General features: G+C 39.9%; 13 protein-coding genes. 2 read left to right on the forward strand and 11 right to left on the reverse strand.

The genetic code is table 11. The annotated features are described in order from the left end of the window. Positions 1–1,394: threonine--tRNA ligase (gene thrS / locus A2003_RS12650; protein ID WP_286687454.1), on the reverse strand; the 1,394-nt coding region annotated here is incomplete at its 3' end. 266 nt (positions 1,395–1,660) lie between these two features. Here thrS and A2003_RS12655 point away from each other — a divergent pair. Then, positions 1,661–3,304 carry an acyl-CoA synthetase gene (locus A2003_RS12655; RefSeq protein ID WP_286687455.1) on the forward strand — a complete coding sequence of 548 codons (1,644 nt, stop codon included), beginning with the start codon at positions 1,661–1,663 and terminating at the stop codon, positions 3,302–3,304. 45 nt (positions 3,305–3,349) lie between these two features. Here A2003_RS12655 and yjgA read toward each other — a convergent pair whose 3' ends face one another. The 9 genes from yjgA to mazG all read right to left on the reverse strand — a co-directional run bounded on the left by yjgA (position 3,350) and on the right by mazG (position 10,005). Next, complete coding sequence (gene yjgA / locus A2003_RS12660) at positions 3,350–3,886, reverse strand: ribosome biogenesis factor YjgA (protein ID WP_004955693.1); 537 nt, start codon at positions 3,884–3,886, stop codon at positions 3,350–3,352. 2 nt (positions 3,887–3,888) lie between these two features. After that, positions 3,889–4,158, reverse strand: coding sequence for an HPr family phosphocarrier protein (locus tag A2003_RS12665; RefSeq protein WP_004637957.1), 270 nt, complete (start codon positions 4,156–4,158; stop codon positions 3,889–3,891). Further along, positions 4,155–5,006, reverse strand: coding sequence for an RNase adapter RapZ (gene rapZ / locus A2003_RS12670; protein WP_004906708.1), 852 nt, complete (start codon positions 5,004–5,006; stop codon positions 4,155–4,157). The genes A2003_RS12665 and rapZ overlap by 4 nt, the downstream gene beginning before the upstream one ends. Positions 5,007–5,028: 22 nt before the next feature. Continuing rightward, positions 5,029–5,874: a pantoate--beta-alanine ligase gene (gene panC, locus A2003_RS12675; protein WP_005403727.1), complete on the reverse strand. Its 846-nt coding sequence runs from the start codon at positions 5,872–5,874 to the stop codon at positions 5,029–5,031. A gap of 3 nt (positions 5,875–5,877) precedes the next feature. Beyond that, complete coding sequence (panB, locus tag A2003_RS12680) at positions 5,878–6,687, reverse strand: 3-methyl-2-oxobutanoate hydroxymethyltransferase (protein WP_005403726.1); 810 nt, start codon at positions 6,685–6,687, stop codon at positions 5,878–5,880. 39 nt (positions 6,688–6,726) lie between these two features. Continuing rightward, positions 6,727–7,215, reverse strand: coding sequence for a 2-amino-4-hydroxy-6-hydroxymethyldihydropteridine diphosphokinase (gene folK, locus A2003_RS12685; RefSeq protein WP_004960709.1), 489 nt, complete (start codon positions 7,213–7,215; stop codon positions 6,727–6,729). Further along, the gene (gene pcnB, locus A2003_RS12690) at positions 7,212–8,666 is read right to left on the reverse strand and encodes a polynucleotide adenylyltransferase PcnB (RefSeq protein ID WP_005403725.1); all 1,455 of its coding nucleotides are present in this window, start codon (positions 8,664–8,666) and stop codon (positions 7,212–7,214) included. The genes folK and pcnB overlap by 4 nt, the downstream gene beginning before the upstream one ends. Positions 8,667–8,804: 138 nt before the next feature. Beyond that, entirely contained in the window at positions 8,805–9,230 is a 426-nt protein-coding gene (locus A2003_RS12695) for a ComEA family DNA-binding protein (RefSeq protein ID WP_039908929.1), read from the reverse strand. Continuing rightward, positions 9,199–10,005 (reverse strand): nucleoside triphosphate pyrophosphohydrolase, encoded by an 807-nt coding sequence (gene mazG, locus A2003_RS12700; protein WP_005403723.1) that lies wholly within the window; start codon positions 10,003–10,005, stop codon positions 9,199–9,201. The genes A2003_RS12695 and mazG overlap by 32 nt, the downstream gene beginning before the upstream one ends. Before the next feature lie 98 nt (positions 10,006–10,103). Between mazG and A2003_RS12705 the strand changes: the two genes are divergently transcribed. Next, complete coding sequence (locus tag A2003_RS12705; RefSeq protein ID WP_136700208.1) at positions 10,104–10,877, forward strand: SDR family oxidoreductase; 774 nt, start codon at positions 10,104–10,106, stop codon at positions 10,875–10,877. Positions 10,878–10,916: 39 nt separating this feature from the next. Here the strand turns inward: A2003_RS12705 and A2003_RS12710 are convergent, their stop codons facing one another. Next, positions 10,917–13,223, reverse strand: coding sequence for a RelA/SpoT family protein (locus tag A2003_RS12710; protein WP_005403721.1), 2,307 nt, complete (start codon positions 13,221–13,223; stop codon positions 10,917–10,919). Positions 13,224–13,251 lie beyond the last annotated feature (28 nt).

Consider the following 13,251-nt stretch of genomic DNA (forward strand, 5'->3'; position numbering starts at 1 on the left):
ATCTTCGGACCATAGAATGCACCTTCACCTGGTTGCAAGTCCCAAGCCAAGCCCGCATCATCCAAAGCATCAGCAAGAGATTTTTCTGCTAAATCCCAAAGTGCATCATCACCTACACGCTTTTCAGGACGTGTTGAAAGTTTCATTTGAACTTCTTCAAAGCCGAAGTCTTTATAAACATCCAAAGTCAGCTTAATAAAGTCTGCAACTTCTTTACCAATTTGCTCTTTGGTACAGAAAATATGTGCATCATCTTGGGTAAAGCCACGAACACGCATAATTCCGTGTAATGAACCAGATGGTTCGTTACGATGACATGAACCGAACTCCGCTAAACGGATTGGTAAATCACGGTATGATTTTAAGCCTTGATTGAACACTTGTACGTGACAAGGACAGTTCATCGGCTTTACTGCATAGTTTCGACTTTCTGAATGAGTCGTAAACATGTTTTCAGCATAGTTCGCTGCATGTCCTGATTTCTCCCACAAAGTGAAATCAACAATTTGTGGTGTTTTAATTTCTTGGTAACCATTGTCTTGCTGAACTTTACGCATGTATTGCTCAAGCACTTGGTAAATTGTCCAACCATTCGCATGCCAGAACACCATACCAGGTGCTTCTTCTTGCATGTGGAATAAGTCCAAAGCTTTACCAATTTTACGATGGTCACGTTTTTCAGCTTCTTCAATACGTTTGATATAAGCTGCTAACTGTTTTTTATCAGCCCAAGCCGTACCATAGATACGTTGTAGCTGTTCATTCTTCGCATCACCACGCCAGTATGCACCAGAGATTTTAGTGAGTTTGAATGATTTTAAAAATTTAGTGTTTGGTACGTGCGGACCACGGCACATATCCAAATAATCCTGATGGTAGTACAAGCCCATTTGTGTTTCATTTGGCATGTCTGCAATCAAGCGTAATTTGTATTCTTCACCGCGTGCTGTAAATTCTGCAATCACTTCATCACGTGGTGTCATTTTTTTGATGACATCATAGTCTTGATCGATGAGCTTTTTCATACGCTCTTCGATCGCCGCCATATCATCCAAAGTAAATGGGCGTGGCATCCAGATATCGTAATAGAAACCTTCTTCAATCACTGGGCCGATAACCATTTTCGCCTCAGGGAACAATTGCTTAACAGCATGTCCTACCAAGTGCGCACATGAGTGACGAATGATCTCTAGACCTTCTTCATCTTTCGGGGTAATAATCTGAACTGTCGCATCTTCTGTGATTAAATCACAAGCATCCACCAAACGATCATTGATACGACCAGCAACTGTATTTTTTGCAAGACCTGGACCAATGCTTTGAGCAAGTTCCATCACGGAAATCGGATGATCAAATTGCTTTTGATCACCATTTGGTAAAGTAATGATTGGCATAATAAAATCCTTAAGGAGTGATGCCCTATACGAAGGAGCATATCACCGCGAGATTATGTATTGAGGAGGAATCCTCAAAAGATAAAAAACGGCGGATAAAAAAGTATTCAAGATTTTACACAGGTTTAGATAAGGATGAAACCTTTGATTCAGAAAAACCAAAATCATTCAGGCAACACTTCAGACTAAAGCCTAAATGAATTCCGTTTAACAACACACTATGTTGTTATAGATATATGAAAATAACAGAAATGGAGTACAGACACATGGTGAGTGCATATGATGAATTACCAAGAACCCCTGCAAATTTTGTCGCATTATCTCCTTTACGCTATTTAGAACGTGCTGCGTATATTTACCCTCATCAAGCAGCAATTATTCATGGTGCTCGTCAAATCACTTGGCAGCAAACCTATCAACGCTGTCGCCAGTTTGCACATCAACTCAAAAATCTAGGTATTCAAAAAAACGATACCGTTTCGGTACTGTTACCAAATGTCCCTGCAATGATTGAAGCACATTTTGCTGTACCAATGGCAGGTGCAGTACTCAATACGCTGAATACTCGTCTCGATGCCAAAACCATTGCTTTTATGCTGGCTCATGCAGAATCAAAAGTTCTTTTGGTCGATCCAGAATTCAGATCACTTGCTGAAGAAGCGTTAAAGCTGATCACTCAAGATATTATTGTGATTGATGTATTTGATGAGGAATATGATGCTGAACAAATCGCACTTGGGCAGTACGAATATGAATCTTGGTTAGCTCAAGGTGATCCTGAATTTGAATGGTTGCTCCCACAAGATGAATGGGATGCCATTAGTCTGAATTATACTTCGGGAACTACAGGTAACCCGAAAGGCGTGGTTTATCATCATCGTGGCGCTTACCTCAATGCGGCAAGTAATATCTTGGCCTGCGGTATGAAACCTCGTGCTGTTTATCTGTGGACATTACCGCTCTTCCATTGCAATGGTTGGTGTTTTGCTTGGTCTATTGCTGCTAGTGGCGGTACCAATATTTGTTTACGCCGTGTCGATTCTGCTCTGATCTTCAAATATATTTCTGAACACAAAGTCGATTATTTCTGCGGTGCCCCTATTGTGCTGTCTATGCTCATCAATGCCTCAGTAGATCAACGCACATCATTTGATCATCATGTCGAAGTGATGGTGGCTGGCGCAGCGCCTCCCGTTGCCATTATTGAAGGGATGCGAAATATAGGTATTAATGTCAATCATGTGTATGGTTTGACTGAAACTTACGGCCCGTCTGCTTTATGTGCTGCACAAGCAGGTTGGAGTGATTTAACTATCCAAGAGCAAGCTCAATTACATTCACGTCAAGGCGTTCCGTATCCATTACAAGACAGTATGCGTGTACTAGATCCTGAAACCATGCAGCCTGTACCCAATGATGGTGAAACCATGGGTGAGATTATGTTCCGTGGCAATATCGTGATGAAAGGTTATCTTAAAAACCCACAAGCCACCGAAGAGGCATTTAAAGGCGGTTGGTTCCATACAGGTGATTTAGCCGTATGTCATCCTGATGGATATGCGAAAATTACTGATCGCTCCAAAGATATTATTATTTCAGGTGGCGAAAATATCTCATCACTTGAAGTCGAAGATGTTCTTTATCGCCATCCAGCCGTTTTAACTGCTGCAGTCGTTGCAAAACCTGATCCACGCTGGCAAGAAGTTCCCTGTGCTTTTATTGAATTAAAGCAAGGTATCTCAGCTTCAGCGGAAGATATTATTCTGCATTGCCAAAAGGAGCTGGCGCGCTTTAAAGTTCCGAAAGATGTGGTGATTACCGAGATTCCAAAAACCTCAACAGGGAAATTACAAAAATTTATTTTAAGAGAATGGGCAAAAGAACGCGCGACAGGTGAGTTTGGAAACTAACTCTAAAATAAAAAAAGAAGTTTCATTTGAAACTTCTTTTTTGAATTAACCTTGATCCGATAACAGAGCGACTTGCTGGACATAATTCACAAATTTACGCTTTGATGCCTCAAGTTCTTCTTCACTCACTTGCTGCTTAATATCGCGATGAATACGCAGAACATGTTGGCGTAAAGTGTGTCTTTCCGAAGCATTAAAAACCTTACTAAATTCATTGATGATTGGGTCACCTTGATCAATCATACGATCAACCCAACGCATCAATTGCATTTGCTTTTTAGCGCCTTGTTGAGGGGTAAGATAAGACAAAATGGTACTTTCATCTTCATTACGCAAGAGTTTACCGATTCGCTGAAACTGGCGACGACGTGCTTCAAAAGAGCTAATCTTTTGCACTTCAAGCAACGCATCAATCAAACGCTCATCAACAGGAAGTTTTTGAATCTGTTTTACATTTAATTGAGCCAATTGCTCACCTAAAGCTGCCATACGTTGCACAGCTTTTTTCTGTTCGGTTCTACTCGCACGTCCCTCTAATGATTCAAAATCCTCATCGGTATAACGCTGGGTACCACGTGCCACTATTACTCTGCCTCATAAAATTTTGCTGCGAACAGCGTTTGAATTTCTTCCAGTGCTTTATCTTCATCAGCACCGTCTATCACTAATCTTAAAGTCGTGCCTTTACCTGCACCTAACATCAACAATGACATAATATTCTTTGCATCAACCAATTTATCGCCTTTCCCAATCTGAATAGAAGAGCGAAACTTTGTGGTGACTTCGATGAGTTTACCAGAAGCACGTGCATGTAAGCCGAGTTTATTAATTACATCAATCGTTGTGTCTATCATGACCAGTGCTTCATTTCTCTATGTAAAATTTGGACAGCCCATTTTGCCTCAAGAGCCTTTTTGAGTCTATCCACAATATAAACGGAACGATGTTGCCCACCAGTACAACCCACAGATATGGTCATGTAATGGCGATGCCCTTCAGCAAAGGCAGGCAACCACTTTTCAAGAAAAGCATAAATATCAGCAAACATCTCATTGGTTTGCTGATTACTTTCTAAAAATTGACGGACTGGCTCATCTAAGCCAGACAGACGGCGTAATTCTAAATCCCAATGCGGGTTTGGTAAATGTCTTACGTCAAATACATAATCAGCATCTAAAGGAATTCCGTGCTTATAACCAAAAGATTGCAAGATCACAATCAAATTATCTGACTGACCTAATTTTGACAATAAAATATGTTTTAAATCATGAACACTTTTATCTGTGGTATCAATATGAACTGTAGAGCGAAATTGTATCGGAATAAGCAGTTGCTTTTCTTCTTGAATACATTGCAACAGACTATTAAAACGACTCGCTAAAGGATGTGGTCGTCGTGATGCACTGAAACGCGCTATCAAATCTTGATCTTGAGTCGTCAGATAAATAACATCAACCGAACCATGTCTTTTTAACTGCTCGAAGACATGATCGAACTCTTGCATATCTGCACGAGTGCTTCGGATATCAACACCTAAGGCAAGTTGCTCCAAATTATTCTCATGATCTAGTTTTGCCACAATCTCAGGCAATAATGCCAAGGGTAAGTTATCTATACAATAATAGCCGAGATCTTCAAGCACTTGTAATGCTGAAGATTTCCCTGAGCCTGACTGACCTGTAACGATAAGAATACGCTTCATGGCATTTTGCCCTTTTATAGTTTTATGTTTTATATTCGACTTGTAAATTATCAATCAATCGTGTCGAGCCAAGTTTTGCAGCAACAAACAGAACTAAGTTTTGAGTAAACTGTTCAATTGGCTGTAAATTTGGCTGTCGAGCCTCGACATAATCTACAACAAAACCTGCTTGAGTCAACTGATCCGAGATTGTAGCCAAAACCGCTGACAAGGCTTTACCTTCATGGAGATCTTGCTCAGCTTGTTTCAATAGCTGATAAATCTTTGGTGCTGTTGCACGTTGCTCTTCAGTTAAATAACCATTACGAGAGCTTAAAGCCAAACCATCTTGAGCGCGAACAATTGGCACCCCAATCACTTCAAGTGGAATATTCAAGTCTTGAACTAATTGACGGATAACAGCAAGTTGCTGATAGTCTTTTTGCCCAAAAAATGCATAATCTGGCTGAACAATATTAAATAATTTAGTAACGACAACCGCAACACCATCAAAATGTCCTGGACGTGATTTACCACATAAATCGTCAGTAATCTGACCAACACTAATGTTAGTTAAACGTGGCTGTGAACCATACATTTGTTCAACAGAAGGTGCAAAAATAATATCGCAACCAACATCAGCCAATAAACGACTGTCTTGTTCTAGTGTACGCGGATAACTATCAAAATCTTCTCCAGCACCAAACTGGATTGGATTAACAAAAATACTTACGACAACGACATCGCAAATCTTCTTTGCCTCACGAACTAAGGTCAAATGACCTTCATGCAAATTTCCCATGGTTGGTACGAAACCAATCATTTTTTTTGCAGCACGCGCAGGTGAAAGAGACGCAGTTAAGCCTTGAATTGTTGTTTCTGTTTTCATGAATTACAGCTCAACTTGGAAAGTATGTTCTTTAGCTGGGAAAGACTGATCTTGTACAGCAGCATGATAGGCTTTAAAGGCATCTAGGATTGCTGTTTCACCTGATTGTTCTTTCATAAAGTTACGTACAAAACGTGCAACACGCCCAAATGTTAGCCCAAGCATATCCTGTACAACCAACACTTGACCATCGGTTTGATTACCTGCACCAATCCCAATCACAGGTGTGTTTGGAAATAATTCAGCAATTTCTTTACCGAGTTGTGCTGGTACGCATTCAAGCAATAAAACTGCTGCGCCAGCATCAACTACAGCTTGGCAGTCTGCAATCAATTGATCAGCTGCTTCACGTGTTCTCGCCTGTAGTTTATAACCGCCAAAAACATGTACAGACTGAGGTGTTAAACCCAAATGTACACAAACAGGAATACCATTACGTGTAAGCACTTGAACCAATTCACTTAACCATGCACCACCTTCGATCTTGACCATCTGCGCGCCAACTTGCATCACAGCTTTTGCACTTTTCAAACCATCTTCAAGTGTCGCATAACTCATAAATGGCAAATCAGTCATGATCAAAGCATGCGAATTACCGCGACGAACAGCAGCAGTATGGTAAGCCATATCTTCTACTGTTACAGGAAGGGTTGAGTCCCGTCCTTGTATCGCCATTCCTAGAGAATCACCGATTAAAATCGTATGGATTTCAGCCAGTTCCATTGCTTTAGCCATACTTGCATCGTAACAAGTTAGACATGAAAACTTGCGTCCTTCGGCTTTAAACTTTCTTAAGTCACTTAGACTAATCATGATGGTGTCCTCTACAGGCATTTCCAGAACAGACAAATCTTAAGCATTTGCCCAAGATTGATCTGCGATTACAGTCAAATTTGCTTGCTGTAAAAGTTCTAAATCTCTTAAAGAATGACCATTTATTTGTAAATGATCATCTAAATCTAATAATGGAATCACGACAAAATCACGCTCCAACACACCAACATGTGGCACGGTCAAACGCTCATTGTGTATCTGCTCTTGTCCATAAATCAGTAAATCCAGATCAAGAGTCCGCTCTCCCCAATGACGCAAACGAATACGTCCAGCATCTTTCTCAAACTGTTGCAATTGATCAAGCAAATCTAGTGGCGACAATTCTGTATCTAACTGAACCACAGCATTCAGATAATGAGGCTGATCTTGCGGTCCCATCGGTGGACTTTGATATAGTTTAGAGACTTGAACAGTACCCAAACTTGATAATTTCAAAACTGCTTCTGCAAGAATGTGTTTTGAGTCACCTAAGTTTGAACCTAAACCAATATAAGTACGAATCGTCATTGCGTCGGTCCAAAAACAACTTCTGCTAAATCACGTTTTACACGTTTACGTTTCAAAATCGGATGATCAGCATGAATTAAATTTGAATCAGTTGAAGCTTTCTCAATAAAACGATTGACCGAATCATCTGTTCTAACACGCTCTTTTTTAGCACGTCGATTTTTAGGTTCAGGTACATTCACCAAAGGTTCAATTTCAGTAGTCTTTACATCATCAACTTCAGCAAGCTTACGTCTTGATTTTGTACGTTGGCGATTATATTGACGAATGACCGCTTCTTTTTGATCAATCGACATCTCTTGGTAGTTTTCCCACCAAACACCCATACCATTTGTGCTTGTGTCACCAGACTTCTCACGAAGCAATAAGAAATCAAATCCTGCGCGAAAACGTGCATGTCCTGCTAGGGCTTCTATTTGTTGCGGTTTTGGATTGAGCAAACGTGTCTGCATTTCCCAAACTTCACGAATAAAAGTTTCAGCAAAACGAGGAATAATAGTTCGAGTCGCTTGACGTTTTAAAACATCCAAACCTGCTTGTGCACGAGCCTCTGCAGGAACCCTCCCTTTATTTAAATAAAAATCACATCGCTCTAAAAAAGGTTTCCATAACAATACCGCATAGAAAAATGCAGGATTAATAGTTTTGCCAATTTGAATACGCTGATCTGTATTTCTAGCTGCACGCTCAATAAAAGCAGTGATGTTCGGTGGAATTTCAGCAAACAATTGCTTCCAAACACCAAACTCAATCAACATCGGTAGAACACGGTTCAGGTGTCCCATCGTAAATAATTTTTGAGATTCATCATATAAACGATGCGGAGAGACATCACGCAACAATTGCGTCATCTCAGGATTAAATACATCTAAGATCGAAGAATCAATTTGAAAATTTAATTTTGCAGCAAAACGCAAGGCACGTAGCATTCTTACAGGATCTTCTTCGAAACGCTGAGCTGGTTCCCCAAGAAATCGTAATGTACGTGTTTTAATGTCATCAACTGCATGACAAAAATCTAGAACGATGGCTTTACGTGGTTGATAATATAAAGTGTTAATTGAGAAATCACGGCGAGCAAAGTCCTGCTCAATCGTTCCCCAGTTATTATCTCGTAAGATCATACCAGAAGCACTGGTTACTGCTTTTTTAGGCGGTGCGCGAAAGGTCGCAACTTCAATTAATTCTCGACCAGAATAAACATGTGCAAGCTCAAATCGTCGACCAATAATACGGCAACGTCGACCAAAAACCTCTTTAACTTGAGCTGGTGTAGCATTGGTAACTGCGTCAAAATCCTTAGGATTAAGACCAAGCATCATATCGCGAACACCACCACCGACGATATAAGCTTCATAACCTGCTTTAGTGAGGCTATCAATTACATCAAGAATTGAAGGTGGTAGTTGAGTTGTGGACAAACCACATTTTGACGCGCGCAAAGTTTGCAAAAGACACTGTCTCCTACGTCAGGACGTAAATAACATTTTGTCGCTAATCATAGCTCTAACACACACAAAGGGCAATTTATTCTGTTGAAGTTTCAACAGATCAATTGCTCAGATTAGCGACTTTTTCCCTATTGAATCTTAAAGTATGAGCTTTGCTTTATTCTTCTCAAGCAGTTTTGGCCCGATTCCTTTTACATTCATTAATTCATCTATTGTTTTAAAACCACCCTTCTTTTGGCGGTATTCAATGATTGCTTGAGCTTTTTTCTGTCCCACTCCATTCAAAGTTTGTAACTGTTCTAGATTTGCCTGATTCAAACTAATTTTATCTGACTGAATATTTACAGAAGATGAATATTGTTTGGTGTTTTGCTGACTAGGTCTTGATAAATAGTAACTATTGTTGGGCTGTTTAGCTAACTGCTGGTCACGCGCTTGCTGTTGAGCTTTCCACTTTTCATAAGATTGATCAAATTGCTGCGCATAACCACTTGTATAACACCCAACCCATAGTAAAATCAGTATAAATAGATTATGTCTGCTGCGTGGCTGCGACAAAATCATGTGTTTTCCCCTCAGTATTTAATTGTCGTTTTGCTTGCTCCCAGAGTTCATCCATTTCTGCTAAACTCATTTCTTGCAAGTCTTTATTTTGTCGTTGTGCTTGTTGTTCAATATAAGCAAAGCGGCTTCTAAATTTATAAATTGTTGCCAACAATGCCATCTCACTCGACTGCCCAAGTTTACGACCAACGTTGATCAAAGAAAATAGGCAGTCTCCGAATTCTTCTTGTATTTCATCATTTTTTTGATTTCTAATTGCTTGTTGCAACTCTCCCAACTCTTCTTCTAATTTCGCATAAGCATCAGTCACCGTTTCAAAATCAAAACCAAGTTGCGCTGCTTTCTTTTGAACCTCTTGTGCTTGAACCAAGGCTGGAGCATGTTTGATTTCATCTAATCTAGATACACTTTTATCTTTTTTTTCTTGTAGCTTAATTTGCTTCCATAATTCACTTACTTGGTCTGAACTCAAATCTTTAAACTGATCTGCTTGGAAAACATGTGGATGACGACGTATCAACTTTTCACTGATTGCATCTACCACATCGTTAAAATCAAATGCCCCTTTCTCACTAAACATTTGTGATTGAAACACCACTTGCAACAGCAAATCACCCAATTCATTTCGAATCTCATCAATATTGCCCTCACGTATGGCAGCTTCGACCTCATAAGCCTCTTCAATTGCATAACGAGTTAAACTTTCAGGTGTTTGTTGTTGATCCCATGGACATTTTTGTCTTAATTCCTGCATGATCTCTAATAATTTTTCCATGATGATCTCCTCAAACCTAAACCGCTAAATTGTTGCAGCATAAAGCCGCTTGTGCGTAATATACACCCACTCAAGAAATATCAATATAAAGGACAGCAATGCAAGCTAGTGTTTTTATCAGTGGTGCTGCACAAGGAATTGGCGCTGAAATCGCACGTTTATTCCATAAGAATGGCTATAAAGTTGGAATTTATGACATTAACCAAGAACTTGCTGAGAAATTAGCCACTGAGTTAGGTGAGAATGCTAAGGCTGGTTACCTCGATGTCTGCAATTACCGTCAATGGCAAATCGCTTTACAAGAGTTTAGAAACTGGGCTGGTGAACTCAATATTTTAGTCAACAATGCGGGAATTTTGTATTCAGGACCATTTGAAAAAACAGATATCCAATCACACCATCACACCATTGATATCAATGTCAAAGGCGTTATAAATGGCTGTCATACGGCTTTAAATCATTTGCAACAGGCAAGATTTGCTCGTGTTATCAATTTATCCTCTGCTTCAGCAATTTATGGTCAAGCAGATTTAGCCTCATATTCCGCAAGTAAGTTTGCCGTTCGTGGTTTAACTGAAGCATTAGATGTCGAATGGCAAAAGTACAATATTCGTGTACTTGATGTCATGCCTTTATTCGTTCAAACCAATATGGTGAAGAATATGGATGCAGGTAGTATTCAAAATATCGGCGTTGATTTAACCCCTGCTGATGTTGCCAAACAAGTATTACATTTGGCACAACAAAAAGATCATGCTTTAATTCCGACACATACGCCTGTAGGCATCAAAACCAAACTGATGTATCAATTGTCGAGTATAAGCCCACAATTTTTAAATCGACTCACCAATATTTTCTTATCGAAGCGCTAATACAAAAAAAGCTGCATTTACATGCAGCTTTTTATTAATTTAGCTTCCTTGAACCAAACGCCTAGCGCTAATAATCCCTGGTTGTTGCTCCAAACGAGCTAATAACCGAGACAATTGCGCCAAACCTTTAACTTCAATCAAGAGTTTCATATTGGCGATACCATCTGCCTCAGAAATCGTATTGACCTGACGAATATTAATTTGGTCTGAGAAAATCACCTGTGTGAGATCTTTCAGTAAACCACGGCGATCATACGCTTCCACCACGATTTGAACACTCTGCCCTCGTGTTGGCTGCATTTCCCAATCCGCCTCAACTGCTCGTTCAGTCTCTTGAGTCGTCATACGAATATAATCAGGACAAGCCACTTTATGGATACTTACACCACGATTTAAAGTGATATAACCACCAATTGACTCACCATGAACAGGTTGACAGCACTGTGCAATATGCAGTTCTACGTTATCCAAACCATCAATCAAAATCCCATGCGCAGATAAAGTATGGCTTGCACGTGGATTCAATGCTGGTTTCAGCACTAATTCAGGCTCATCTTGATCTAGATGCATTTGACGATTAACTTGATTAATCAATGCATGTAGACTGATATCACCACTCACCAAAGCCACTAAAATATCATCACCAGATTTCAAATTGAAATGTGATGAATAATCTTTTAGATCAATACTCTTTGGATGAATCGCTAAACGCGCCAACTCTTTATTGAGTAACTCACGTCCAACTTCAATATTTTTACTACGATCTTGCTGTCTAAACCAGTGACGTAACTTATCTCTTGCTCGAGCGGTTTTAATATAACCTAAAGAATTCACCAACCAATCACGATTAGGTTCACGATCTTTCTTCGTTAAAATTTCAACTTGCTCACCTGTTTTCAAGCTATAAGTAAGTGGAACATAACGCTGGTTAACACGTGCAGCATAACACTTGTTACCGACTTCAGTATGCACATGGTAAGCAAAATCTAAAACAGTCGAACCACGGGGTAATTCTTTAATATCCCCATCACGACTGAACACATAAATCTTTTCAAAATTTTCAAAATCTTGAATATGATCAATACCATTAGACTCATCATCTTCGGCATGTGGTGTTGTTTCAGTACGTTCTTGGTAATGTTCAAGCACTGCACGCAAAGAGTGTAAGCGATCATTAAATGAATGATCGGTATTCTTCGCACCTTCTTTATAGTTAAAGTGCGAACATACGCCTAATTCTGCCTCATTGTGCATTTCAAACGTACGGATTTGTACTTCAAGTGACTTATTCTCAGCAATCACAGCCGTATGCAAAGAGCGATAGCCATTTGCCTTAGGATTGGTTACATAATCATCAAACTGATTTGGAATATGACGCCACAACTGATGCACAATACCCAAAGCGTGATAGCAGTCAGGAACTCCCTTAACCAAAACTCGAACAGCACGAATATCATATAACTGATCAAAGCTAAGGTTCTTGCTTTTCATTTTGCGATAAATCGAATAAATGTGTTTTACTCGACCACTAATTTCAGCTTGGATATCATGCTCTGCCAATTCAGTTTTGAGTTTATCAATCACGAATTGGATATATTGTTCGCGCTCTAAACGCTTTTCATTCAACAAAGAAGCAATTTCTTTGTATCGCTCTGGCGCTAAATATCGGAATGCAAGATCTTCAAGTTCCCACTTGAGTTGAGCAATCCCTAGACGATGCGCTAAAGGCGAATAAATCGTTAGAATTTCTCGTGCGACACGCTCTTGACGCTCTTTACTTGCAGTCGCCAATTCACGTAAGGCATAAGTACGCTCAGCAAGCTTAATCAGTACAACACGAACGTCTTCCGTCACTGAGATCAGCATTTTATAAATGCCACTCAGGTGTTCGCGCTGATTGTTATTAAAATGATCTTCTAAACGTTTATTTTTTTCGATCAACTCAGAGAGCTTACCCATTGCAAGCGTACCTTTTACAAGGCTCAACACTTGCTCTCCAAATTGTTGTTGAATATCTTCTAAAGTAATCAGGCCTTCACGTACACTACGATATAAGACAGCTGCCGAAAGCGTATCTTCATCAACATGCAAGTGTGCCAAAATATCCGCCATACCAATACCTGTACTAAAGGTATTGCTACGATGATTCACCGTTGTTTCTAACTCTTTTTCTAAGGTAAGTTGCGCAACTTTTTGTAGTTGCTTTAACTCTGCCCCACCCAAGATATCGCGCACTCGATCTAACCATGAGACTAGACCACTTTGCGCTTCAGCGGCATGTTCTACAGTCGTTTCCTCTGACAACTCGTGAAGTCGTCCAGGTAACTGCTCACGTACTGTGACCATACCATTCTCCTCTGGATATGTAACTCAT

The organism is Acinetobacter sp. GWC1_38_13, assembly GCF_001767535.1.
GTDB lineage: Bacteria > Pseudomonadota > Gammaproteobacteria > Pseudomonadales > Moraxellaceae > Acinetobacter > Acinetobacter junii.

Excerpts from the sequence above, each read along its gene's own strand:
- panC (WP_005403727.1), bottom strand. The coding sequence starts at position 5,874 with ATGAAAACAGAAACAACAATTCAAGGCTTAACTGCGTCTCTTTCACCT.
- mazG (WP_005403723.1), bottom strand. The coding sequence starts at position 10,005 with ATGGAAAAATTATTAGAGATCATGCAGGAATTAAGACAAAAATGTCCA.
- A2003_RS12710 (WP_005403721.1), bottom strand. The coding sequence starts at position 13,223 with ATGGTCACAGTACGTGAGCAGTTACCTGGACGACTTCACGAGTTGTCA.
- A2003_RS12655 (WP_286687455.1), top strand. The coding sequence starts at position 1,661 with ATGGTGAGTGCATATGATGAATTACCAAGAACCCCTGCAAATTTTGTC.
- panB (WP_005403726.1), bottom strand. The coding sequence starts at position 6,687 with ATGATTAGTCTAAGTGACTTAAGAAAGTTTAAAGCCGAAGGACGCAAG.
- A2003_RS12695 (WP_039908929.1), bottom strand. The coding sequence starts at position 9,230 with ATGATTTTGTCGCAGCCACGCAGCAGACATAATCTATTTATACTGATT.
- rapZ (WP_004906708.1), bottom strand. The coding sequence starts at position 5,006 with ATGAAGCGTATTCTTATCGTTACAGGTCAGTCAGGCTCAGGGAAATCT.
- A2003_RS12665 (WP_004637957.1), bottom strand. The coding sequence starts at position 4,158 with ATGATAGACACAACGATTGATGTAATTAATAAACTCGGCTTACATGCA.
- A2003_RS12705 (WP_136700208.1), top strand. The coding sequence starts at position 10,104 with ATGCAAGCTAGTGTTTTTATCAGTGGTGCTGCACAAGGAATTGGCGCT.
- folK (WP_004960709.1), bottom strand. The coding sequence starts at position 7,215 with ATGACGATTCGTACTTATATTGGTTTAGGTTCAAACTTAGGTGACTCA.